The sequence below is a fragment of the Dyella japonica A8 genome (genome assembly GCF_000725385.1).
Taxonomy (GTDB): Bacteria; Pseudomonadota; Gammaproteobacteria; order Xanthomonadales; family Rhodanobacteraceae; genus Dyella; species Dyella japonica_C.
Genome location: NZ_CP008884.1, coordinates 2,021,375 through 2,044,767, shown reverse-complemented (window position 1 = coordinate 2,044,767; position 23,393 = coordinate 2,021,375). Strand labels below are relative to the sequence as shown.

Genomic DNA, 23,393 nt, shown 5'->3' with positions numbered 1-23,393 from the left:
AACGCCCCTCTTCGTTTTCGTCCTCGGCAACCGACGGCCTAGCGCCAATCGGGCTCCCTGTATTGAATATCACCAAACCACGCGGCGGATCCTGGTATTGGCGGGTCTCAAGGCCTGAGACCTTTGACAAGCAGGCTAATCGCCTGCGATCCTGGCACACCTTTCCTTGAACCGTCATCAGTCCGTGAAATCCAGAAATTCGATCCCCGTCGTAGACATTTTTGCTGGCGCGGGGGGGCTGGGAGACGGCATCGAGGCCTACGGGCGCGAACATGGTGGTCCAGGCCCGTTTCACGTCTCACTATCGGCTGAGATGGATGGGCACGCGGTCAGGACTTTGCGCACGCGAGCCTTCTACCGGAGCTTCGCGCCCTCGGACGTCCCGCGAAGCTATTACGACTACGCTGCCGGTCGCCGGGCCGAACCTTGGACAGATGAAACAGAACACGTGTGGCGCCAAGCCTCCGACCGAGCTTGCCAACTAAAGCTCGGCGAGAGCGCAGACGACCGAATTTTGGATGAGCGCATTTCCCTCATCGCCAAATCTGCAGCGCAGCGTGGCCTACCGTGGGTTTTGGTGGGAGGCCCACCTTGCCAAGCGTTTTCCTTGGTGGGGCGCGCCCGAAACGCTGGAATGAAACATTACGTGGCGAAAGAGGATCATCGTCACTACCTCTACCAGCACTACCTCAAAATCCTTTCCCGCCACAGGCCTGCAGCGTTTGTCCTTGAAAACGTCAAAGGCATGCTGTCCTCGCACGTTGACGGGCAGAATATGTTCGAAGAGATCTTCGAGAGCCTGCATCGCCCAAGTGGCCGTAGTGGACCTCGCTATCGAATCGTCCCGCTGGTGCAACAATCGCGACGTGACGACAATTGGGGACCAAAGGATTTCATCATCCGCTCTGAGCGATTGGGTCTGCCCCAAACGCGGCACCGTGTCATCTTGCTTGGAATCAATGAAGAGATCGACGTTCCAATCCAACCGTTGCTGGAGCTTGGCGCTGCCCCGACGGTAGGCGACATGATCTCTGACTTGCCCGAAATCCGAAGTAGTGCGACGGACGCAGACACGTCTTCGTGGAAGGCTTTCGCGCCGAAGTTACTCGCGGAGTGCGCAAGGATAGCTAAGAAGATTGACACCGATACAGCAAGGCTTCTTGGCGTGATGTCCGCAGCAACCCGCCTTGGCAAGGAACTAGACACGGGAGCGGCGTGGATACCCGGAAAGGTAGCGGGCAGGCTGCCGTCACACTTGAGCGCGTTTCTTCGTGACCATCGAGTGCATGGTGTGATCCAACACCAATCTCGTCCTCATATGACGAGCGACCTTATGCGCTATGCGTACGCGGCCGCATTCGCCCACGTGCATGGGCGATCTCCGCGCGGAGCCGCAGAATTTCCTCTGGAACTACATCCAGATCACAAGAATTGGGGACGACCAGATCGCTTTGTGGATCGCTTCAAGGTCCAGCGCGCGAACTCCCCCTCGTCCACTATCACTAGCCATCTGGCCAAGGATGGTCATTACTTTATTCATTTTGATCCGAGCCAAGTGCGCAGTCTGTCGGTTCGCGAAGCTGCCCGCCTCCAGACATTTCCAGACAACTACATCTTCGAAGGACCACTAGGCGCTCAGAGAAAGCAAGTTGGCAATGCAGTGCCGCCGTGGCTGGGATACCAGATTGCGGGCGTCCTGCATCGCGTTCTCAAGTAGAGGTTAGCGGGGAGGCCAGTTCAATCAGGCCATCCTCTGAGCGGACGAACTCGCTAAGTTGGTCCAACGTATGAAGCTGATTATCTCGAAGCGCACACTCCCAAACGACGGCCACTCGCCACCCTAGTTCCAGAAGGCTAGCCAGAGAAACAGCGTCCCTTTGTGCATTTTTAGAGATCTTCTCCGCCCAGAACGCCGCTCTGGTTTTTGGAAGACGGAAATATCTGCATCCAACATGCCCGTGCCAAAAGCACCCGTGGACCAAGACAACCACTCGCCACTTGGCAAGTACGATATCCGGCTTTCCAGGTAAATCTCGAACGCAAAGCCTGAAACGCAGCCCCTTAGCATGCAGATGGGACCGTATCAGCTTCTCTGGTTTTGTGTCACGGGCGCGGATGCCAGACATCATGCGTGACCGCGTCTCATGGCTAATTTTCTCGCCCACTCGAGCCCTCAACCAAGCATGTTTACCATCGACTGATTCACGGTCATTGTTTTCCGCCAGTCAAGCGGACTTCACAGATGACACCCACACAAATCGTGTGTTGACCATTCCGGGCCACATAGCGATTTTATATTGACGACGGTCAATCGAATGTTGCCTGAAACCAAGATCTCCGGTGCGCTAGCACGGGATCACGAAGTATGGAGTTACATCGATATGACCTCGACTTTTGCTCGACCCATACCGCTGGCATGGGATTGCCCTAGGACTTCCTATGGATGGTGCTAGGAAGCGACTGAAATTGGCTGACTAACCACCCCGGACGCTGGGTGATGCTTGAAGCCAGCCTGGTCGCGCGCTGGCTTCGGCGCAGTCCATCAGGGACTCTTTACGCCACAGCGTTGGCACCGCCTAACTCGAACGGGCTTCGAGAGCTTCGAGCTTCTAGGTGTTGACGGCACCCCGCCACCCACCGCATGATCTCACGCGTCGAGAACAGCCGACCTACGAGACTGCACCGAGATCCTCCGGGATGGCAGATGCAGCCGGCCGGAAGAGCGATGACAAGCTCTCCGTAACCGCGTCAGCCCCAGGCTCACACCTGGGGCTTTGTCTTTCTGACTCAGGTCGCCGCCGCCTTCGGTTGCCCTTCTTACTTGAACAGCAACAACAGCGATTGCACCACCATGTTGGCCGTCCCATGGCCAACGTCTGCCCATAGGCCACCCCATACGCCAGCTTGTTGCGTAGTTTGACCTAGGCTGCTGTCGAGCGAGGTGCGACGGCGGCATCCAACCTCACTGGCTCTGAATCGGAAGCGGCGCGGACCTGAACTGCCCGCACAGATGTTCCGCCGATGACTTCACGTAGCACCCTTGCCGACCTGTTTCGGTCGTACTTCCGATAGACCACGTGGGCGGCTTCTTACGGCGCCCTCGACATCATCCTGTCGTAGTGCCGTTCGTATCCGGTATCAGCAAACACCTGCTGGAAATGGGACAAACAAGCTGCCGCGTCGAAGTCCGCAAAGTCTGAAAGGTTGGTCCGGTCTGCATGAGAACCTCGGTCCAAGTAACGCGCGAAAGGCCGAAAGCCAGGGTGAGCCTGAGCAAGTGCAGCAACGGCCGTGTCGTATTTTTCGCTCTCCGACACGAAATAGAAGAAGCGCTCCAACACACAACGCATTGCGTTGGCCAAAGTGGCAGGTCTAACAACAGACACCTGGGCATCTTTGATCACCTGCCAAAAAGCCTCGTAGTCATTCCCTAGATCATTCTCATTCAAGTCAACAACGTTGGTCTCGATCTGCTTCACCACTCGCTTGAAGAGCATTTGTCTACGCAACTGATGCGAGCCGTGCAAGAGCTCATGGAAGAAGAAGAGGCTGTGCGTCAGAACAATCAGCTGGCGCACTCCGCTGGGATTCTGATCTGAAAAAGGTGCCAATTCTCTGGCGATCAGAGTTGCGATGTCGTAAACGTGGTTATGCGAGAGACTCGAAATGGGATCATCCACCACCACAATCGTCCGATTGGATGGGAGAGCGGCAGCGGGCTCCGCGGAGCCTTTGACCAACTCGATGAAGTAAAGAAACGTGATGAGGGTTTTTTCTCCCTCACTCAGTGAGATGAACTCACCGCGCTCCTGTCCTGGCCTAGCCAGCTGATATAGATCATCGCGATGCCTGTCCCTCTGGATGGAAAAGCTGTCGATTCCAAGGAAGGTGAGCTGCTGGTTGATGGCGGCCACAGCCTCTTCAATGCTGGCGGTGCCCGTATGAAGGGCTGCCAATTCAACTTGGAGTGCACTTCGTTGTTCGATCAGGCCTCGTCGCCTCACATCGATCTCTAACCTGCGATCGCGGCGAGGAATTTCCGCCTCGTTAAACAGAACGACCGCTGGAGCTGCGTCATGCGCGAGCCGCTGCCAAAGCCCCTCCTCAATGCGTCCGATTTCTTCTTGCCGCCGCTCAATCCGGCTGTTGAAAGTGCCAATGCGCTCGTTCAACCCCTCTAACGCTGTGGCTAAGGCATGGCAAAGTGCGGTCGTCGGTTGCAGGTGCGCCAATGTGCTTGGTGCGTCTACTTTTGCTTTGGCGATGGCCACGTTCCGATCCAGGGCCGCGCGTAGTTCACGAACACCTCCCTGAAAGGCACCATCTTCCGCCGCGAACTGCTCATTCCCAAAGATTTGGTCAACCGCATTTCCGTATCGCTTGACGGCAGCTTCGTAGTCCAATGCTACCGACTGCAGGTGGGCCAACTTCCGCTGGTAGGTCACGTCAAACAGGGCATGAAGCTCGTCTTCGAAACCTTCGGGAAGATCTTGCTGACAGAAGGGACAATGGCCGTCTGCTGTGTCGAGATAACCTTCGCCATGCCTCACCCAATCCTGGTTTTTCAGTCGCTCTATTAGCGATGACAGGCGACTATTGGCTGACCCTTCAATGGGGTCTGCCCAAATCAAATCGGACTCCGCGCGGCTGAATTCCGTTAGGTCAAGCCGGATAGCGCTCTTGCGTTGGGTCTGGCCGTTACCCAGTTCCTCCCGACCGCGGGTGAGTTCATCGATTGACGGTGGCTCACTCCCCGAAATCTGGACGGACCGCACCCTGCCAACGAAACCGGATCGGTCATTGCCATACCGGAGAAACTCACGCAGCGGGCTGTTTTTCAGCGATTGAAACGATTTCCAGATTTCCCGTACCAGCGTCTCTTCTGCGTGCGTACTTTGGTCACGAAGAGCCCCAGTCTCCATGTTTAGTCGTTCGAGTTCGGACTCAATCGGTGGAAGCTCAATCTCGATCGCTTCACGGCGCCGGAGCGCGTCAGCCTGTGGCTCACCAATGGTAAAAATACCGGGGAAGCCGTCAGCCGCCTGAAACGCTCGCTCAACAAAGGCATGGTTGTAAACAAGATAACGGTAGCTCAGGCCACCGCTGGTCACAATTTCGCAGTCAGGAAGAATATCCCGCCCATTGCCATTGCGGTCCACCATCTGGGCGATCGCGGATTTTCCCGCGCCGTTGAGTCCATAAAAAAGTGCGATCTTCTTGTTGCCCGCAGACAGATCAATTTCGACCTGACGGTCTTTCGGAAAACTTTTGAAGTTGCGGATTTTCAGCGTCTTGATCACAGCCCCCCCTCTCCCACCAAGCTCGTCCCAACCGGCCAAGCCGCGTCCGTTGCTTGCTGATTAAACCTGTTCGGCTTCCACTTCGGTCGCGCGCGCCACGTCCGGCCAGACTTTCTTCATCGCATCGAGCAGGAAGTGTCCGCGCTTGATGATGGCGTGCTCGTCCCAAGTCTTGGCCACGGCGTCGTCGTGGAAGTAGCGATTGAGGTTAAGCTTCGAGTATTTCTGGAGCTCCGGCCGTTTTTCGACCCATGGACCGTTGCTCAGCGATGGGTTGAGGGAACCTGTGATCAACGTAAGGTTGCCCAAGCTGTGGAGCAGACACCAACGTTCCGAGCGCGCCGCCGGCACCTTGCCAGGATCGATGGCCACATCGTCCGGTAATGGCCAGTGCTTCTCCCAGAGCTGGGGCAACACATGCTCGATCGTCAGTCCCGGAGGTAATGGCAGCGCCTCTGACTTCGAGTGCTCCAACTGCATATCCAAGGCTTCGAGCACCGCCTTGACCTTGTATTGTGCCAGGTCGTTATACAGTGGCCTGGTGATAACGACCTTGGCCAACTCTTCGTCGCCGGGGAAGCGTTGGCTGTCTGCGTTACTTCGGGCCAGCCACACCGAGACGGTCTTGGCGGTGATGACGCCGGACTTGGCCACGTACTTAATCAGGTCAATGAAGAGACGGTTATAGTTCTTCGTGGTCATTTTGCAGACCATGCGGCGAATCAGGAACGATTCGATGATCACGAGGATCTTGTCGAACTCGTCTTGCTTGGTCGGCATTAGCGCATCGTAAGCCAACAACAGGAATGGATAGACCGTCGTGGTGTCCACCGCTTCCAGGCGGTCCAGAAACGTGATCAGACGTGGGTGGCTGGTGGGCTGATAGAAGGTCCGGAAGATCTTTCCATACCGCGCCAACGTGGCCATGTGCTCGGCCGCCGTCTTGGGGTTGTCGATCAGCGAATAGGACCGGCGTTGATCGTCCTTGGCGAAGGCCTTGAAGGCTGAGAACAAGTGAGTGCTTTTCACATCGTCCTGGGTCATCAGGGCGAGGTAATAGTTCAAGAAGACGTCGATGAGAGGGCGCGTAATGCGACCCTGCTTGACCTCTTCGCGCCAATCTTTGGCATCAAATGCGGCCCAATATTGGGGATAGAGCTTGTCTACATCGGCCTTCTCGGCCATGGCCAGACGGAACAAGTAGTTCTTGATCAGGTCGCCCGGCAGCAAGGGCTCACCCAGGGCATTCATGGTTTCGAAGATGACCTGAGCTTCATCACCGCGGTTCAGGTCAATCACAACCAACTGCAGGCTGCTCCGCAGGACGTGCCACAGGCCCTCCATGCGATCGGTGGTGTCGGGCTGCCGGTGAAGCGGGTGTCCATCGTCATCGAGAAACTCGCTGTTGATCCACTCCGAGAGCTGCTGGCTGAAATAGCGATAGGCGCCCACGATGTTTGACCCCGCCAGGATCGGGTCATGCGCCACGCGCTTGTCCAGCTCGGCTATGGACCCGCACCCGTGCACCGCGCTGTATGCGGGGCGGTCGGCATTGGTGGGCCAGAGCTTGTAGAGCTGTTCTTCCTTGTCGATGCGGTTGGGCCGGTTGCTAACCAAGTCGCCGAAGCTGTCCCGATAGCGATCGCTGCCAAGGTGGGTGGCCAAGTCGCGAGCCGCAATCATGACGACTTGCAAAGTGGTGAAGCGCTGTTGGCCGTCGATCACTTGACGCGTTTCGATCGTGCCGGTGGAGGTGCTGAGCTGTTCGAGCACCGCGGCACCCATGAAGTGGGGGTGGACCGATCCGCGGGTGAGCTGCTTGTAGAGGAGGTCTTCAATGTCCTCCCAGAGCTCCTGCCAGCCCTTCTCTTCCGTCCAAACGTATGGCCGCTGGAAAAGCGGGCATTGATATTGGACGGCGCTCTCGAAGATCTTCTCGAGGTTGCGTGCATTCGCTTCCATGTGTCGGCCCCCTGAGCCAGTTCGCAGGAGATCAAGCATACGCCCAGAGACAGGTTCTCAGAACTGCGACGGCCGGAGCTCATACCGCAGCGCACAATGCCGAGACTCTCGCTAGGACATGTCCGCCGCGATCGCCTCCCGAGCCTGCGCGCGCCAGTTCAAGTGATCAACGCGAATGGAAGGGCATGCCGCCGCTTGTGGCGCTCGGGTAGCAAGAGCGAGGGGTGAGGGGCGGCGACCGACCGAAGTATGGAGATTGCCTGGCCGCCTGTGGACTTCGGCACAACCCATAAGGCGGACCGGGGGCCTACCTAGGGCTTCGCACTTGCCCCACGGGAAATTCCTGCGCGACATCTAATCTGGCTGAGCAGCACGCGCCGACTATGGCCCCAGTCTTATACGTAGCACGCAAGCCCTGCCCTTAAGCGGTGTGTCATGCATGCATCGTTCCGGACCATAGATAGAATCGAGTTTCTGTATTGCGTTCTGTATGCGTTCTCTGTGAGGTTTTCGCCTTCAAACCCATGGTGCACCTACGTTCCGGTGTTATCGTCACGAACGTCAACGCGCAGGAGGTGCCCGATGACCAAGGAATACAAAAAAGTCACAGAGCACGGCTCGGATAACTCCACCATGTCCACCACCAGTCGGCCCGAGCCCACCATCCCTGACTGCCCTATCTGCCGCGAATTCGGTGATCGCGAGCCCAACGCGAAGACGCTTGCTGCCATTCGCGAACTGGAGGATGGCGGCGAGAACGTCATTACCGGGACCATCGCAGAGCTGATGGCGGAGCTCAACGAGGACTGCCTGGACGAATGATATTTGAGGTGTGTGTGAGCCAGACTTGCCCCGGAATTGACACTGTTGAGTAACCCACTGGGACGCTTTCTGGGCCGCTCCGCACTCTCTCGAATACACCCCTAGCACTCATCACCCCCGAGCCAGCCACGGGCTCACTGGGCCAGCGAGGGACGCGTCCGGACTGTGCAACGAGTATGTGATCGAGACCCGCGGGCTTGGGTAAGGGACACAGGCTTTTCTCCCATTGTGTGCCCTGATAGCCTATGCAGGCCGATTGAGTTCGGCTTCCGAGACTGCAACGAGGTCCGAATGGACGTTAGCTGCAGCAAGGCCCGCTCTTTCTCCGGAGCGGCGCCTTCCTTCGTCGATTAGGTTCGACTTCGGAGACTGTCGCTAGCTCTTGATGAGATAGCAACAGCGAGCCCCGCTTCGGCGGGGCTCTTTTGTTTTGGGGTGTTGCTGAGAGCGCGTTAATCGACACCTGCGCGGGTCCGGTGATCAGCGAATACCCTCGCCGCACCCGATGCCCCGGGGTCGACCAGAACCGCATCGAGCCAGCCAGGGACGCGCGACTCAACCAAAGTCGACGCTGATGGAGAGACTCGCCGGCAGCGATTAGATTCCGGCGTCGGCAAACAACATCGTCATTCCGGAGATGGCTTTCAAAAAGGTCACTGGTTGGTTGTGGTTGGTCACCGCCTATCTCGTTCCGGATGTCACGCTCCCTTCTTCTTTCTTTTATTACTTATTTCTTAGATAAAGTATTAATACTGCTCTTAAGGGGCGCGTGACCTGCAAACGTGACTGCTCACCGTAAATCCATCCGAGACCAGGCACCTGTGCAAGGCGGATACAGGAACCCGGGACTCGAGTTCACCCTGCCGCTGAAGACGGGGGGACGTCGAGCACAGCACGCTGCTTGGCACGCTGCCTTCGCTTCCGCTCTGCATTCCCTTGCCGCGTCCTGACAAGTTGAGGATCAACGTTTCCCACGCGCTCGAAAAAAGTCCGATCAATGCGCGCATGAAGCACTTCGCAGGCGTCCCTCACGGAACAGACAGTGCATGCAGGCACTTCTGGTCGAAACCCAAAGCACGCAGGACGGTGAGGCAAGCCGACCTCCCGGGGCAGCTCAATGGTCGGCGCAGCACGGGCACTCATAGCTTCGTCCACCAATTCGTCGCCAAAACGATCCCTTGCCTCCGCCTCCGTCAGGGCAAGTCGCCGATGAATGTAGTTCGCTAGTGCCCCGGCTCGATTGCCCGGCGGACGAGCATTGATCCTGGCAACCAGGAGCTCGATCGCCGCTTGGCGTGCAGGATCCTTCCGACCTTGGGGCGCAAAAAACCGCGGGTCCCAATCGTCGGCAAAGATTGAAATGATCAACTGCTCATCGGACCAGACTTTCTCGGCTGCTTCGACCTGCCATGAAGTGCACAGCTGATTGGGGCGCGGCACCCGGTTATATGCACGTTGATCGACGGCCGCCTTCATGGACGCGCGAATGAACATGGAATACGGCATACCAAGCAGATCAGCGGCCTGCCTAGCCTTCCACAGCGACGTCATTTCGTCCCGCGCATTCCTGACGAGATCCTCACTGACCGGCTTAATCCTTTGTGCTTGCGCGAAATCTTTATACTGGCCGTGCACCGACACATAAATGGCGGCATAGTCGGACGTAAACTGCTGGGTACGCTCGAAGGCGTTCTTGTAGCGATACGCAATCCAGGCGGTGCTGTCGAGCTCCGGTTCGTCCTGAATCAGCTCATGAGGGATGTACTCGCGACAAAACTCCAGCTCCGCCAACAAAATGGCTGCTTCGCTTCCACTATTACGTGCCAACCGCTGCCGCTTCGCCCGCTCCCGTGCAGACTCAACGTGACTCGAATGCCACTTTCGCTTCCTCGCCATATAGTTCCTTTTCCTTTCAGAATTTGATTTGCCTGCTGCATGGACGCTGCCCCGACTCGACGCACGCGAGTGGATCAACGCCCTCTTGATCGCAAGCCATTTCCATAGCGGTATCTTCGCGATACCGACACCGCACCCATTTATCTGGTGGCGTGTTAGCGGAGCTTGGCCGCAGCTGACCGCAAACTTGTGGCCAACGCTAGCGCGCGCTCCCGCGGGATCGTGACTCGGGGAGCATGTTCGTAGAGCGCGATGCAAATGGCACCCCGATACCTCGATTTCACCGACAGGGCCTCTTTCGGAAGGCCGTAATCAAGCGAACCTTCAGATACTGCACTAGCCGCTACAAGTTCAATGAGGCTGGCCAACATGCGCGCTTCATCACCGTCCAAGTTAGCATTCGATGGATGCACTCCCGTCTGGTGTACCCAAAGCTGCAGCTCGCTGGCCTGTTCAGGCACCGGCTCAATGTAAAAGCCGTCCAAGAGAAGCTTTTCCGGCATCGGTATCGAACGATCGGCATCGCTGCCAAGAACATCGTCCAGCCACTTATTAAAGTCTGCGACCTCATCCGCTACCGAGTATTCGCTCGGCTGATTCAGCTCGACCAGATCTTCCTTCTTACCCATGCGCGTCTCCTCTTAGTGAAAGAAGACAGTGATGGTATGCATGAGTGGCGAACGCTCAAGCAATATTTTTAGGAGATTATTTTTTAGAAATTTCCTAAAAATTTCCTAGGATTTTTTTTGCAAATTTCTCGGAAGTTTCGCCGGGCATCAATCCAACGTGATCAGCAACTTGGTTCACCCGATTGCTCCAAGTCGACATTCAAAACAGTCGAAGGATGGCGATTTTTAGCGCTGAATAGGAGATAAATGCCGCTATTCCAAGCCGAACTCGATATGTGCAACCATCGCCGCTCGACGCGACAACGACACACTCTGGCCAGCGCCGTAGCCTGCCGTCATGCGCGCCATGTCCAGCCCGTGACCGACCAGCGGCGCGATCTCGTGATCCGGATATCCTGCCGCCCGCAATTTGGTCACCACGGTATGGCGGAATCGGTGCATAGCGCCTCGGACGTCCTGGGAGATCCCTCTGCGAGCCAGAAACTTCCGGAACCACTTGCCGACCTGAGTCGCACGACGACCATCGGTGTCGGGCTCTACAGACTGAAATAGCCACTCATGCCCCAGAGCGCGTGCTTGATCGGCATAAGCAAGCAACCCCAATGCCTGCAATTTGGCATGCAACGGGACAATCCGGCGCGATGTATGCGTCTTCAATGACTGCCCCTCCCCTTCGTCAGTGATGTCGAAGATCCAGTGACCGTCGACCTGACGGATGTCGGCACAACGCAGCTGAGCCACTTCCCCCAACCGCGCCCCGGAATAGGCACAGATCAGTGGGATCCAATAGCGCCAGTCCCGGATGACGTAGGAGCCTAGTTTGGTCTGGTTCCTTTCGGACTCGCAGCCAGTGAATGACGGTGCCTGCAAGATCGCTTTCACCTCCGCATCGGAGAACGGCGGCATGCGTTGGTCGGAGCGATGATCCTTCACCGGAGTCGTCCGGAAGCTCTCCGCCCTCACCCCGGCGGTATTGAGCTCCAGCCACGCACCGAACGCGGACAGGGTCGAGAGCTTGTTGTTGATCGTCTTGGGGGAGATGAGCTCGGCCTGATCGACCTTCGCCTGACCGATGACCTTGGCGAATTTCATACCGGGATAGACGTGCTCGGCGTTCTTGGGGTAGCCCCGTAAGGCCCGCTTGAACGTAGCGACGTGCTCCGCGGTGTAAGCGTGGACGGAGAGGTCACCAGCGGATTCGACAAAGCGTCGGATCGTGGCCCGCTTGTCCGAACAGCTACGCAGTGCGGCAGCCCCGTGCTGCTCTTCCAGGTAGCGATCAAAATGGTCGATCAGTCGCTGCCCGCGAGCAGGACGCGATGATGCAACTGCCCCACCGCCAGCCGGCACCAGAGCGTCACCACGCGGCTCCAACGACACTGCGGTAGGCCTCGCGCCCTGCAACGCTGGAGCCGCCAGAACGCTCGGCAAGTGCGACCTATGCAATACGCGCCCCCGCCGAACCAAGGCCTCCCCGCCCACCCGGAGCGACTGCCACTCGGCTTCAATATCTGCCAGCCACTGCCCTTTGGTCTCGCTGGCACGCCTGCGCGCTTCCCAGGGATCGCTGGTCGCGAGCGAGAGCCACGAGGTGCGCTTGAGGGGCAGCCCGCGCTCACGACGCAGTCGCAGAAGCTCAGCCGGACACGTCAGCCGCAGGTAGAAGATGCGACCGCGCAGAAAGAGATGGGTTTCAGTAGGCACAGATGGATCTCCTGGGTGGAGATCCTGTGGGCGTCGATCGGGTGGTGTAACACCGTGACGCAGCAGTTCGGTGTAGCACTTCGAAGAAGTGCGGGGTTAGTGATTCCTAACCCCTTGAACTTTGTTGCCGAATTGGTCGGGACGGCGGGATTCGAACCCACGACCCTCTGCCCCCCAGGCAGATGCGCTACCAGGCTGCGCTACGCCCCGACGATACGGCAAGACGATAAGTCTACCAGCTTGGCTGGCAGTACCGGAAGCCTTGAGCTGAAACTCAGCGGCGCAGCAGCGCCAGCACTTCTTCCAGCTCCATGCGCACCTGGCGCACGATCTGGTGGGAAATGCTCGACTCCATGCGTGCCTGCGGGCCTTCCAGACGGGCACGGGCGCCCGTAATGGTGAAGCCTTCGTCGTACAGCAGGCCACGGATCTGACGGATCATCAGCACGTCGTGGCGCTGGTAGTAGCGACGGTTGCCGCGACGCTTGACGGGGTTGAGCGCGGGAAATTCCTGTTCCCAGTACCGCAGCACGTGCGGCTTGACGCCACACAGTTCGCTCACTTCACCGATCGTGAAGTAGCGCTTCGCCGGAATGGCGGGTAGCTCGGTGTTATTCCCTTGGTCCAGCATAGCCCTCGACTCGCACCTTGAGTTTCTGACCCGGTCGGAACGTCACCACACGGCGGGCGGAAATGGGAATCTCCTCGCCCGTCTTGGGATTGCGTCCCGGCCGCTGGTTCTTCTGACGCAGATCGAAGTTGCCGAAACCCGACAGCTTCACCTGCTCGCCCTTTTCCAACGCTTCGCGAACCACCTCGAAATAGGCGTCTACGAATTCTTTCGCCTCACGCTTGTTGAGGCCCACCTCGAGAAAGAGGCGCTCGGCCATCTCTGCTTTGGTCAGCGCCATCTTATCCTCGCAACTTCGCCTTGCATGCCATCTCCAACGCAGCGACTGCTTCACGTATGTTACGGTCGGCGTCGTCGTCGGTAAGGGTGCGTGAAGCGTCCTGTAAAATCAAGCCCATAGCGAGACTCTTTCGGCCAGGTTCGACCCCCTTCCCGCTATAACGATCGAACAGGCGCAGCTCCTTGAGCTGGCCGCCCAGGGTGCTGCGGACCGTCTGCTCAATCTGTGACCAGCTCACCTCTTCCGGCACGTCCACGGCGATGTCGCGACGGACGGACGGGAAGCGCGGCACGGCATGGGCCTTGGGCAAGCGGCGGGCCAGAACCGGTTCCAGCTCCAGTTCGAGCACATGGACATCGGCGCCCAGGTCCAGGGCTTTAGCCAGCTGCGGATGCAGCGCACCGAGGTAACCCACGGTCACGCCGTCGCGGGTGACGCGGGCGCCACGGCCCGGGTGCAGCCAGCCCGGCAGGCCATCGGCATGGACCGCCCAGCGATCCGGCTCGCCACCCCAGGCGATCAGGGCGTCGAGGTCGCCCTTGAGGTCATGGAAGTCCAGCGTGCGCGAAGCCTCGCCCCACTGCTCGGCATGTGCCGTGCCACTGGCCACGATGGACAGCGTCGGCGTTTCGGTCGGTGCGTCCTTGCGGGCAACCGCTTCCGCAGCGATACGGAAGGTGCGACCCAGCTCGAACAGGCGCACGCGCTCCTGCTGACGGGCACGGTTGTACGACAACGCCACGATCAGGCCCGGCAACAACGAAGGGCGCATCACGGCCAGGTCGGCCGACAGCGGGTTCGCCAAAGGCACCAGCTGTTCGGTCATGCCCCAGCGCTGCAGCACGTCGTTGCCGATGAAGGCCAGGTTCACCGCCTCGTAGTAGCCACGCGCAGCAAGCTGCTCGCGCACGGCCAGCTCGTTGAGGCGGGCTTCCGGCTCCACCGCCAGCGTCAGCGCGCCGGCCGGGGTGCTGGTGGGGATGTTGTCATAGCCATGGATGCGGGCGACCTCTTCAATCAGGTCCTCCTCGCGCTCGATGTCGAAGCGGCTGCTGGGCGCGGTGATCTGCCAGCCGTCTGCCTGTGCCTCGACCTTCATGCCCAGCGCAGTGAAGATGCGCGCCACTTCGGCGTCGGCCACCTCGATACCCAGCACGCGCTTCAGACGTGCGCGGCGCAGCACCACCGTCGCCGGTTTCGGCAGATCGGCAAGGTTCTCGGCGACGAGCACCGGGCCCGCCTTGCCGCCGGCCATAGCCAGCAGCAGCTCGGTCGCACGCTCCAGCGCACGCTGCGGCAGTGCCGGATCGACGCCGCGCTCGAAGCGATGCGACGCATCGGTATGCATCCCCAGCTTGCGCGCACGCCCCATGATGGCCGCGGGCGCGAAGTGCGCGGATTCCAGGAACACGTTGCGCGTGTCATCGGTGACGCGCGAATCAAAGCCGCCCATCACGCCGGCCACGGCAAGGCCTGCCTTGTCGTCGGCGATCAACAGGAAGCCCGGGTCAACCTTCGCTTCGGAGCCATCGAGCAGCTTGAGCGTCTCGCCATTGCGCCCATGGCGCACGACGATGTCGCCATGGAGCTTGTCGTTGTCGAACGCGTGCAGCGGCTGGCCAAGTTCCAGCATCACGTAGTTGGTCACGTCGACCACGGCGCTGATCGGGCGCAGGCCCGAACGACGAAGGCGCTCGGCCAGCCACAGCGGCGTGCGCGCCTTGGCGTCGATGCCCTCGATGATGCGGCCGAGGTAGCGCGGTGCGTCGGCGCCGGCTTCGAGGCGGATGCCGCGACGCGCGTCGCCGGTCACCGGCGCAGCGGCCTGCTCGCCGGTCTTCACATGGCTGCCGAACAGCGCGGCCACGTCGTGCGCAAGACCGTACAGGCCCAGGCAGTCCGGGCGGTTCGGGGTGAGCTTCAGCTCGAAGCTCGCATCCGGCAGGCCCAGGTAGGCCGCCAGCGGCTGGCCCACCGGGGCATCGGCCGGCAGTTCCAGCAGGCCGGATGCGTCGGCGTCGATGCCCAGCTCCTTGGCCGAGCACAGCATGCCGAAGGATTCCACGCCACGCAGCTTGGCCGCCTTGATGTTGATGCCGCCCGGCAGGCTCGCACCCACGGTGGCCAGCGGCACCTTGATGCCCACGCGCGCATTCGGCGCGCCGCAGACGATCTGCAGCGGCTCGCCCCGCCCCGCGTCCACCTTGCACACCTGCAGGCGGTCGGCTTCGGGATGCTTTTCGGCGCCGATGATTTCGGCCACCACCACGCCGTCCAGGCCTTCGCCCAGCGGGGTGAGTTCTTCCACTTCCAGGCCCGCCATGGTCAGCGCATGGGCCAACGCCGCGCGGTCAGCCTGAATCTCGACCAGTTCGCGCAGCCAGTTCTCGGAGAATTTCATGCGTATCGGTTCCTGCTGCGATTTAGGCGAACTGCTTGAGGAAGCGCAGGTCGTTCTCGAAGAACGCGCGCAGGTCGGACACGCCATAGCGAAGCATCGCAAAGCGCTCCACGCCCAAGCCGAACGCAAAGCCGGTATAGCGCTCCGGATCGATACCGCAGTTCTTCAGGACGTTCGGATGCACCATGCCGCAGCCCAGCACTTCGAGCCAGCGCGTGCTGCCGTCTTCCGCGTCCCAGCGGATGTCCACCTCGGCCGAGGGCTCGGTGAAGGGGAAGTAGCTCGGACGGAAACGCATTTCGAAATCGCGCTCGAAGAACGCGCGGATGAATTCGGCCAGCGTGCCCTTGAGGTCAGCGAAGCTGGAGGTTTCATCCACCAGCAGGCCTTCGATCTGGTGGAACATCGGCGAATGCGTCTGGTCCGAATCGCTGCGGTACACCTTGCCCGGCGCAATGATGCGAATGGGCGGCTGGCGACCCTGCATGGAGCGCACCTGCACCGGCGAGGTATGCGTGCGCAGCAGGCGGCCGTCGCCGAAGTAGAAGGTGTCGTGCATGGCGCGCGCCGGATGGTGCGGCGGGAAGTTCAGCGCCTCGAAGTTGTGCCAGTCGTCCTCGATCTCCGGACCGTCCGCGCGCTGGTAACCCAGGCGCGAGAAGATCGCGGTGATGCGCTCCAGCGCACGGGTGATCGGGTGGATACCACCGCGTTCGCCGTTGCGGCCAGGCAGCGTGATGTCGATGGTTTCGGAAGCGAGGCGATGGTTGAGTTCCGCCTGCTCCAGCACCTGCTTGCGGGCAGCCAGTGCGTCGGCGAGACGATCCTTGACGCGGTTGACCTCGGCGCCACGCGCCTTGCGCTCATCGGGCGACAACGCGCCGAGCGCTTTCAGCGCCGCGGTGACGATGCCGCTCTTGCCCAGCAGGCTGACGCGCAGCGCGTCGAGCGCTTCCAGCGACTCGGCCTTCTCGATATCGGCCAGCGCCTGCGAGGCGCGGCTGTCCAGATCGTCCATCGATGCGATTCCGGTGTGAAAGTCAGAAACAAAAACGGGGAGGAGGCTTTCGGCCTCCTCCCCGCGAGCGTTACGCCCATCCTTTGAAGAGCGCGGCCATGAATGGCCGCTTCTTGATCTTCGCGATCAAGGATGAGCGCACAAATTACGCTGCCAGACTGGCCTTCGCCTTCTCTGCGATCGCGCCAAACGCCTTGATGTCGTGCACGGCGATGTCAGCCAGCACCTTGCGGTCGACGGTGATGCCGGCCTTGGCGAGACCGTTGATCAGACGGCTGTACGACAGGCCGAACTGGCGAGCCGCAGCGTTGATACGGACGATCCACAGGGCGCGGAACTGACGCTTGCGCTGCTTGCGGCCGATGTAGGCGTACTGACCGGCCTTGATGACAGCCTGGTTAGCAACGCGGAAAACCTTGCGACGGGCATTGTAGTAACCCTTCGCGCGGCCGATGATCTTCTTGTGACGACGACGGGCGGTAACGCCACGCTTAACACGAGCCATGGTTTAGTCCTCCGCCTTAGAGATACGGCAACATGCGTGCCACACCCTTGGTGTCGCAAGCTTTGACGTGGTTGGTAGCGCGCAGGTTGCGCTTACGCTTGGTCGACTTCTTGGTCAGGATGTGCGACTTGAAGGCGTGACCGGCCTTGAACTTACCCGACGCGGTTTTGCGAAAACGCTTCGCAGCCGCCCGGTTGGTCTTGATCTTGGGCATGGGAATGCTCCTTGATGGGGCCCGCCCTTTTTAAGAGCTGCCCCGGTTTCTGACTGATCTGGCGGCGCCTGGGGCGCTCTTTCCGTCCTGCCAGCATCGGTTCACGACCCGTCCTGGTGGGTCGAACCGGCGATTATAGGGAGGTCCGGAGGGATTTGCCAGCCTTTGCCCCGCCTTTTCGCACCGGCCGGGTGAGCCTTTGGCTCCCGCTCCGCTTTTCGCTCTATCCCCCTCCGGCTCCTTCTCCCCTTTGGGGAAAGGGTTGGGGTGAGGGGCCAACCTGGCCTCAGTGATCCGGCCACCCTCACCGTCATTCCGGCGCAGGCCGGAATCCAGAGGCGTATGGGTGGGTCGTGCCGCGACAACCGGTTGCCCCGTCACTGGATTCCGGCCTGCGCCGGAATGACGGGTAGGAGGGGTTAGGGCGAGCACCCATGCCTTACCGTCCTGGCCCCTAAAGCGGGGGCAGGGAAAGCATCGCTTCACCCAAGGAGGGCGCGCGTCCCTAAAAAAAACCAAAAGAAAAAGCGACCCCAAAGGCCGCTTTTTCCTTAACTTCCAAAAGCTTACTTCTTCTTCGGCCCGATCATCATGACCATCTGGCGGCCTTCCAGGCGGGGGAAGGACTCCACCACGCCGTTCTCGCCCACATCTTCCTGGATCTTCTTGGCCAGGTTCTGGCCCAGGTCCTGATGGGACATTTCACGGCCGCGGAAGCGGATGGTGACCTTGACCTTGTCGCCTTCTTCGAGGAAGCGAAGCATGTTGCGCAGCTTGATCTGGTAGTCGCCCACGTCCGTGACCGGACGGAACTTCACTTCCTTGATCTCGACCTGCTTCTGCTTCTTCTTGGCCGCCTGGGCCTTCTTCTGGGCTTCGAACTTGAACTTGCCGTAATCCATGATGCGGCAGACCGGCGGATCGCCGTTCGGCTGAATCTCGACCAGGTCCATGCCCGCTTCCTGTGCCAAGGCCAACGCCTCGTCACGGGTCAGGATGCCCAGCTGTTCCGAATCGGCGCCGATCACGCGAACGCGCGGCACGCGGATTTCGAGGTTACGGCGATTGCCCTTAGTGTCGGTGGTAGCGATACCACTATCCTCCAGAAGTGTTCTTGTTTATGCCGGCCCGCCGCTTAGCGACGGGTCTCGGCTTCCAGGCGTTCGACGAACGCGGCCAGCGGCATGCTGCCCAGGTCTTCGCCGGAACGTGTACGCACAGAAACGGCCCCGGATTCCTTCTCGCGATCTCCGACCACCAGCAGGTAAGGGACTTTCTGCAACGTATGTTCGCGGATTTTATAGCCGACCTTCTCATTGCGCAAATCGGCGTGCACCCGGAAACCTTTATCGACAAGGGTTTGCGCCACTTCGCGGACATAGTCGGCCTGGGCGTCCGTAATGCTGAACACGGCGGCCTGCATCGGCGCCAGCCAGGTCGGCAGCAGACCGGCATGGTGCTCGATCAGGATGCCGATGAAGCGCTCCATCGACCCCACGATGGCACGATGCAGCATCACCGGGTGACGCCGTTGTGAATTCTCGTCCACGTACTCGGCACCCAGGCGCTCGGGCATCATGAAATCCACCTGCATCGTGCCGACCTGCCAGGCGCGGCCAATGGAGTCCTTCATGTGGTACTCGATCTTGGGACCGTAGAAGGCGCCCTCGCCCGGCAGCTCCTCCCACTGCACACCGGCGGCACCCAGCGCAGCGCGCAGGGCGTTCTCGGCGCGATCCCACACCTCGTCGCTGCCGATGCGCTTGTCCGGGCGCAGGGCAATCTTCAGCGCGATGTCTTCGAAGCCAAAGTCACCGTAGACCTTCATGGCCTGCTGGTGGAACGCCGTCACCTCGGACTCGATCTGCTCTTCCGTACAGAAGATATGGCCATCGTCCTGCGTGAAAGCGCGTACGCGCATGATGCCGTGCAGCGCGCCGGAGGGCTCGTTGCGGTGACAGGCGCCGAATTCGCCGTAGCGCACCGGCAGGTCGCGGTAGCTGTGCAGGCTGGTGTTGAAGATCTGCACGTGGCCCGGGCAGTTCATCGGCTTCAGGGCATAGGTGTGCTTCTCCGACTCGGTGAAGAACATGTTCTCCTGGTAGTTGTCCCAATGGCCGGATTTCTTCCACAGCGACACGTCCAGCACCTGCGGGCAACGCACTTCCTGATAGCCGCTCTGACGGTACACGCGGCGCATGTACTGCTCCACCTGCTGCCAGATGGCCCAGCCCTTGGGGTGCCAGAACACCATGCCGGGGCCTTCTTCCTGCTGGTGGAACAGATCCAGCGCCTTGCCGATCTTGCGATGGTCGCGCTTTTCGGCCTCTTCCAACTGGTGCAGGTAGGCCTTCAGATCCTTGTCGTTGAGCCAGGCTGTGCCGTAGATGCGCGTGAGCATCGCGTTGTTGGAGTCGCCACGCCAATAGGCGCCGGCCACCTTCATCAACTTGAACGCGCGCAGCTTGCCCGTGTTGGGCACGTGCGGGCCACGGCAAAGGTCAGTGAACTCACCCTGCGAGTACAGCGAGAGATCCTCGTTCGCCGGAATGCTTTCGATGATCTCGGCCTTGTACTCCTCGCCCAGACCACGGAAGAACGACACCGCGTCGTCGCGCGACTTCACGCTGCGCGTCACCGGCAGGCCTTCCTTCACGATCTTTTCCATCTCCGCCTCGATCTTCACCAGATCGTCAGGCGTGAACGGGCGCTCGTAGGCGAAGTCGTAATAGAAGCCGTTGTCGATCACCGGGCCGATGGTGACCTGCGCGCCCGGATACAAGCGCTGCACGGCCTGCGCCAGCAGGTGCGCCGTGGAGTGGCGCAGGATATCCAGCGCCTCGGGGCTCTTGTCGGTGACGATTTCGAGGCTGGCGTTGTTCTCGATGGGGAAGCTGGCATCCACCAGCTTGCCGTCCACCTTGCCCGCCAGGGTGGCCTTGGCCAGACCGGCGCCAATGGAGGCAGCCACATCCTGCACCGTCACGGGATGGTCAAACGGGCGCTTGCTGCCGTCGGGTAGCGTGATTTCAATCATGTTTGCACCTGAATCGAGACGCTCAACGGAGCGTGCTCATTTGTTCTTGGGAAGCGTCGAAGAACCTCGGTCTTCCTACCCGTCATTCCCGCGAAAGCGGGAATCCAGCGCCTCTGCTTCTAAAGCTCAAAGTCACTGGATTCCCGCTTTCGCGGGAATGACGGTGGGCCGAAAACCGTAGTTCCCCGGCACTCCGAAAAAAAACCCATAAAAAAAGAGCGCCACGCGCCCTTCCTGACATACAAGGCGTGGCTCAGATCAGCGTTGGAAGTGGGTAGTCGCCATGTCACACACTCGACCGACGCAGGACGCGCGGGCCACCTTGTCTCCAGGGTTAGTACGGCAAGAACGCTAGTTTAGCGCACCCTGCCCTGTCAATTCAGTAGATTTGCCCAGTCTCAGAAGAGCTGACGATAGAATGCGCGCCCCATTCCCGGAGGTTCTGCGATGCGCATTCTCGTCACCGGCACGGCCGGCTTCATCGGCTCCGCCCTGGCCCAGCGCCTGCTGGCGCGCGGCGACGAGGTCTATGGCATCGACAACCACAACGACTACTACGACCCGTCGTTGAAGGAAGCCCGCCTGGCGCGCTTCGCCGATCACCCCCACTACACCCACCTGCGTGCCGACCTGGCCGACGCCGAGGCCGTGAACCGGGCCTTCGCCGCGTTCCAGCCGCAGCGGGTGGTCAACCTGGCGGCACAGGCGGGCGTGCGTTATTCGCTGAAGAACCCGCAGGCCTACGTGCAGAGCAACCTGGTGGGCTTCGTGAACATCCTGGAAGCCTGCCGCCACGGGAAGATCGAGCACCTGGTCTACGCCTCCTCCAGCTCGGTCTATGGTGCGAACCGCAAGATGCCCTTCGCCATCGAAGACGCCGTCGACCACCCCGTGAGCCTGTACGCGGCCAGCAAGAAGGCCAACGAGCTGATGGCCCACACCTACAGCCACCTGTATGACCTGCCCACCACCGGCCTGCGCTTCTTCACCGTCTACGGCCCCTGGGGGCGCCCGGACATGTCGCCCATGTTGTTCGCCGACCGCATCAGCCGTGGCGAGGCCATCGATGTCTTCAACTACGGTAACCACAGCCGTGACTTCACCTATATCGACGACATCGTCGAGGGCGTGATCCGCACCCTCGATCACGTAGCCAAGCCGGATGAAGGCTACGACGCGCTGCACCCCAACCCGGGCACGTCGAGCGCGCCCTATCGGGTCTACAACATCGGCAACGACCAGCCGGTGCAGCTGCTTCGCTTCATCGAACTGATGGAGCAAAACCTTGGCCGCACCGTGGACAAACGCCTGCTGCCCATGCAGCCGGGCGACGTGCCAGATACCTGGGCTGATGTATCCGCGCTGCGCCGCGATGTGGGCTACGCGCCGAACACGACCATTGAAGAAGGCGTGGCACGCTTCGTGGCCTGGTACAAGGAATATGTCCAGCGCGGCGAGTAGCCGCCTTCGTCGCGTCATGTAGGAGCGCACTTGTGCACGACAAAGCGCCTGACTAAAACCGATCGTTCCCGCGCCCCCCGTCGCGCACAAGTGCGCTCCTACAAAAAGGCCGGCGAAGGCCGGCGAACGCCCGGTCCATCGCCCCTGTGGGAGCGCACCCTGTGCGCGACAAGCGCCTAGCGAAACCCAAACCTTTCCGCGTCACCGGTCGCGCACAGGGTGCGCTCCCACAGAAAACAGAAACAGGCCTGCCGCGAACGATCAGAACGGCTTGGCAATCACCAGGAACACAATGCCAAGCAACCCCAGCACGGGCAGCTCGTTCATGATGCGCAGCGTCTTTGTCGATGGCAGCGCCCCGCCCTTCTCCGCACGCTTGAGCAGTCGGCCAGTCCAGCTGAAATAGACCAGCATCAGGACAACCAGCGTGAGCTTGGCGTCAATCCAGTGGAGCGATGCAACAACGTTCGGCAAGGTCTGCGGAAAAACGCGCCAACCCTCCCATAGCGTCAAACCGAACAGGGCGGCTATGCCAAACATGTTGTGCCCGAAGCGATACAGGCGGCGCCCCATCAGCAACAGCCGCGCCCTGACCGCAGGCTCCTCACCGGCCTCGGCGACATTGACCAGGATGCGCGGCAGATAGAAAACCGTGGCCATCCAAGCGATGACGAACACCACGTGAAAGCTCTTAATCCAGAGATACGTCATCATGGTTTCCTTGGGGACAGGGTCGGCACCTTGGCCCGGCCAGACGGGCCACGACAAGTGCTGAAAGTCGCCCAAGCATCGAACCGGTTCGCGGATCGCGTCAAGAAATCAGGCCCACACGCGACAAAGTGTCCTGATCCCCCGGTGAGAAAACGAAATCGCTCGCGCCAAAGCACTCTCATGATCGCAAGCATGTTCCAAAGTGGGCCTGCGTCACGCTCTTACACAAGCCCGCCTGGGCAGGCCGGATGACGCGGCAGCGACCTGCCAGCATCGCCCATAAAAAACCCGCCATGCAGCGCATGGCGGGTCGGTAAACCAACCGTCGATCAGGTCAACGATGGCTTACTGGGCGGCAGCCTCCGCGTAGATCAGCAGCTCCACACGCCGGTTCGGTGCGAGGCAAGCGATAACCGCCTGACGATCCCGCAGATCGCACTGCACCACCGGCTGCGTCGCCCCCTCGCCGCGATGGGTCATCGGTACACGTGCCGCCCCATGAACGGCCAGGTATTTCTGCACCGTAGCCGCACGGCGCTCGGACAGTGTCTTGTTGTACGCGGCACTGCCCAGGCGATCGGTCCTCCACCGTCTTCACACCCGGGCTCCGAGCCACTCGGTAGTTTCGTTAGCGACTCTTAGCAAGGCGCTAGCTTGGTGGCGTTCGTGTTGACAAGAGGCGTGTGCGGCGACGCCCTGCGGCGATGGAAGTAGGCGGCTTGTCACACTGGGCACTCGCCCGAAAGCGTGCAGAGGCGACCATGTGAAAGCCGCCCGGCTCGCATAGCAACGTTTTCTTTCAGCGCATGAAAAGGTCGTGCC

At 60.3% G+C, this 23,393-nt stretch carries 19 protein-coding genes and 1 tRNA gene; 3 read left to right on the top strand and 17 right to left on the bottom strand.

Going from position 1 to position 23,393, the window contains the following annotated elements; translation table 11 throughout:
• The first annotated feature begins 313 nt into the window (after positions 1-313).
• Positions 314-1,717, top strand: coding sequence for a DNA cytosine methyltransferase (locus tag HY57_RS21160; protein WP_081500759.1), 1,404 nt, complete (start codon positions 314-316; stop codon positions 1,715-1,717).
• Here the strand turns inward: HY57_RS21160 and HY57_RS21155 are convergent.
• From HY57_RS21155 to HY57_RS08395, 3 genes are all read right to left on the bottom strand, one after another.
• Complete coding sequence (locus tag HY57_RS21155; protein ID WP_019467390.1) at positions 1,710-2,165, bottom strand: very short patch repair endonuclease; 456 nt, start codon at positions 2,163-2,165, stop codon at positions 1,710-1,712. The genes HY57_RS21160 and HY57_RS21155 overlap by 8 nt on opposite strands.
• Before the next feature lie 924 nt (positions 2,166-3,089).
• Positions 3,090-5,300, bottom strand: a complete 2,211-nt coding sequence (locus tag HY57_RS08400; RefSeq protein WP_019467389.1) for an AAA family ATPase — start codon at positions 5,298-5,300, stop codon at positions 3,090-3,092.
• Positions 5,301-5,360: 60 nt separating this feature from the next.
• Positions 5,361-7,262 (bottom strand): DUF262 domain-containing protein, encoded by a 1,902-nt coding sequence (locus HY57_RS08395; RefSeq protein ID WP_019467388.1) that lies wholly within the window; start codon positions 7,260-7,262, stop codon positions 5,361-5,363.
• 582 nt (positions 7,263-7,844) lie between these two features.
• Here HY57_RS08395 and HY57_RS08390 point away from each other — a divergent pair.
• Entirely contained in the window at positions 7,845-8,084 is a 240-nt protein-coding gene (locus HY57_RS08390; protein ID WP_019467387.1) for a hypothetical protein, read from the top strand.
• 855 nt (positions 8,085-8,939) lie between these two features.
• Here the strand turns inward: HY57_RS08390 and HY57_RS08385 are convergent.
• From HY57_RS08385 to thrS, 12 genes are all read right to left on the bottom strand, one after another.
• Positions 8,940-9,875 carry a hypothetical protein gene (locus tag HY57_RS08385; protein WP_144240796.1) on the bottom strand — a complete coding sequence of 312 codons (936 nt, stop codon included), beginning with the start codon at positions 9,873-9,875 and terminating at the stop codon, positions 8,940-8,942.
• Positions 9,876-10,135: 260 nt separating this feature from the next.
• Positions 10,136-10,609: a hypothetical protein gene (locus tag HY57_RS08380; protein ID WP_019467385.1), complete on the bottom strand. Its 474-nt coding sequence runs from the start codon at positions 10,607-10,609 to the stop codon at positions 10,136-10,138.
• A gap of 252 nt (positions 10,610-10,861) precedes the next feature.
• A complete protein-coding gene (locus tag HY57_RS08375) occupies positions 10,862-12,313 on the bottom strand; it encodes a site-specific integrase (protein WP_019467384.1) in 1,452 nt (483 codons plus the stop codon).
• Positions 12,314-12,446: 133 nt separating this feature from the next.
• Positions 12,447-12,523 (bottom strand) — tRNA-Pro (locus HY57_RS08370).
• Positions 12,524-12,587: 64 nt separating this feature from the next.
• On the bottom strand, positions 12,588-12,944 hold the full coding sequence (locus tag HY57_RS08365) for a MerR family transcriptional regulator (RefSeq protein ID WP_019467383.1): 357 nt from the start codon (positions 12,942-12,944) through the stop codon (positions 12,588-12,590).
• Positions 12,925-13,224, bottom strand: a complete 300-nt coding sequence (ihfA, locus tag HY57_RS08360) for an integration host factor subunit alpha (protein ID WP_019467382.1) — start codon at positions 13,222-13,224, stop codon at positions 12,925-12,927. The genes HY57_RS08365 and ihfA overlap by 20 nt, the downstream gene beginning before the upstream one ends.
• 1 nt (position 13,225) lies before the next feature.
• On the bottom strand, positions 13,226-15,625 hold the full coding sequence (gene pheT, locus HY57_RS08355) for a phenylalanine--tRNA ligase subunit beta (RefSeq protein WP_019467381.1): 2,400 nt from the start codon (positions 15,623-15,625) through the stop codon (positions 13,226-13,228).
• Positions 15,626-15,647: 22 nt separating this feature from the next.
• Positions 15,648-16,643: a phenylalanine--tRNA ligase subunit alpha gene (gene pheS, locus HY57_RS08350; RefSeq protein WP_019467380.1), complete on the bottom strand. Its 996-nt coding sequence runs from the start codon at positions 16,641-16,643 to the stop codon at positions 15,648-15,650.
• A gap of 145 nt (positions 16,644-16,788) precedes the next feature.
• Complete coding sequence (rplT, locus tag HY57_RS08345; protein WP_017463630.1) at positions 16,789-17,148, bottom strand: 50S ribosomal protein L20; 360 nt, start codon at positions 17,146-17,148, stop codon at positions 16,789-16,791.
• Between the two features lie 16 nt (positions 17,149-17,164).
• Positions 17,165-17,362, bottom strand: a complete 198-nt coding sequence (gene rpmI / locus HY57_RS08340; protein WP_019467379.1) for a 50S ribosomal protein L35 — start codon at positions 17,360-17,362, stop codon at positions 17,165-17,167.
• 566 nt (positions 17,363-17,928) lie between these two features.
• On the bottom strand, positions 17,929-18,453 hold the full coding sequence (gene infC, locus HY57_RS08335; protein WP_304529332.1) for a translation initiation factor IF-3: 525 nt from the start codon (positions 18,451-18,453) through the stop codon (positions 17,929-17,931).
• A 44-nt stretch (positions 18,454-18,497) separates the two neighbouring features.
• A complete protein-coding gene (thrS, locus tag HY57_RS08330) occupies positions 18,498-20,399 on the bottom strand; it encodes a threonine--tRNA ligase (protein ID WP_019467377.1) in 1,902 nt (633 codons plus the stop codon).
• Positions 20,400-20,846: 447 nt separating this feature from the next.
• Between thrS and HY57_RS08325 the strand changes: the two genes are divergently transcribed.
• Entirely contained in the window at positions 20,847-21,860 is a 1,014-nt protein-coding gene (locus HY57_RS08325) for an NAD-dependent epimerase (protein WP_019467376.1), read from the top strand.
• 261 nt (positions 21,861-22,121) lie between these two features.
• On the opposite strand, the gene HY57_RS08320 is transcribed toward HY57_RS08325, so the two are convergent.
• Both HY57_RS08320 and HY57_RS22285 read right to left on the bottom strand, forming a co-directional pair.
• Entirely contained in the window at positions 22,122-22,574 is a 453-nt protein-coding gene (locus HY57_RS08320) for a CopD family protein (protein WP_026034299.1), read from the bottom strand.
• Positions 22,575-22,916: 342 nt separating this feature from the next.
• Entirely contained in the window at positions 22,917-23,144 is a 228-nt protein-coding gene (locus HY57_RS22285) for an OmpA family protein (protein ID WP_081500757.1), read from the bottom strand.
• Positions 23,145-23,393 lie beyond the last annotated feature (249 nt).

What these genes read in the sequence shown, in the direction of transcription:
- HY57_RS08395 (WP_019467388.1), bottom strand. Translation starts at nt 7,262, where the DNA reads ATGGAAGCGAATGCACGCAACCTCGAGAAGATCTTCGAGAGCGCCGTC.
- pheT (WP_019467381.1), bottom strand. Translation starts at nt 15,625, where the DNA reads ATGAAATTCTCCGAGAACTGGCTGCGCGAACTGGTCGAGATTCAGGCT.
- HY57_RS08365 (WP_019467383.1), bottom strand. Translation starts at nt 12,944, where the DNA reads ATGCTGGACCAAGGGAATAACACCGAGCTACCCGCCATTCCGGCGAAG.
- rplT (WP_017463630.1), bottom strand. Translation starts at nt 17,148, where the DNA reads ATGGCTCGTGTTAAGCGTGGCGTTACCGCCCGTCGTCGTCACAAGAAG.
- pheS (WP_019467380.1), bottom strand. Translation starts at nt 16,643, where the DNA reads ATGGACGATCTGGACAGCCGCGCCTCGCAGGCGCTGGCCGATATCGAG.
- HY57_RS21160 (WP_081500759.1), top strand. Translation starts at nt 314, where the DNA reads ATGGATGGGCACGCGGTCAGGACTTTGCGCACGCGAGCCTTCTACCGG.
- HY57_RS08380 (WP_019467385.1), bottom strand. Translation starts at nt 10,609, where the DNA reads ATGGGTAAGAAGGAAGATCTGGTCGAGCTGAATCAGCCGAGCGAATAC.
- HY57_RS08325 (WP_019467376.1), top strand. Translation starts at nt 20,847, where the DNA reads ATGCGCATTCTCGTCACCGGCACGGCCGGCTTCATCGGCTCCGCCCTG.
- thrS (WP_019467377.1), bottom strand. Translation starts at nt 20,399, where the DNA reads ATGATTGAAATCACGCTACCCGACGGCAGCAAGCGCCCGTTTGACCAT.
- ihfA (WP_019467382.1), bottom strand. Translation starts at nt 13,224, where the DNA reads ATGGCGCTGACCAAAGCAGAGATGGCCGAGCGCCTCTTTCTCGAGGTG.
- rpmI (WP_019467379.1), bottom strand. Translation starts at nt 17,362, where the DNA reads ATGCCCAAGATCAAGACCAACCGGGCGGCTGCGAAGCGTTTTCGCAAA.
- HY57_RS08390 (WP_019467387.1), top strand. Translation starts at nt 7,845, where the DNA reads ATGACCAAGGAATACAAAAAAGTCACAGAGCACGGCTCGGATAACTCC.
- HY57_RS08320 (WP_026034299.1), bottom strand. Translation starts at nt 22,574, where the DNA reads ATGATGACGTATCTCTGGATTAAGAGCTTTCACGTGGTGTTCGTCATC.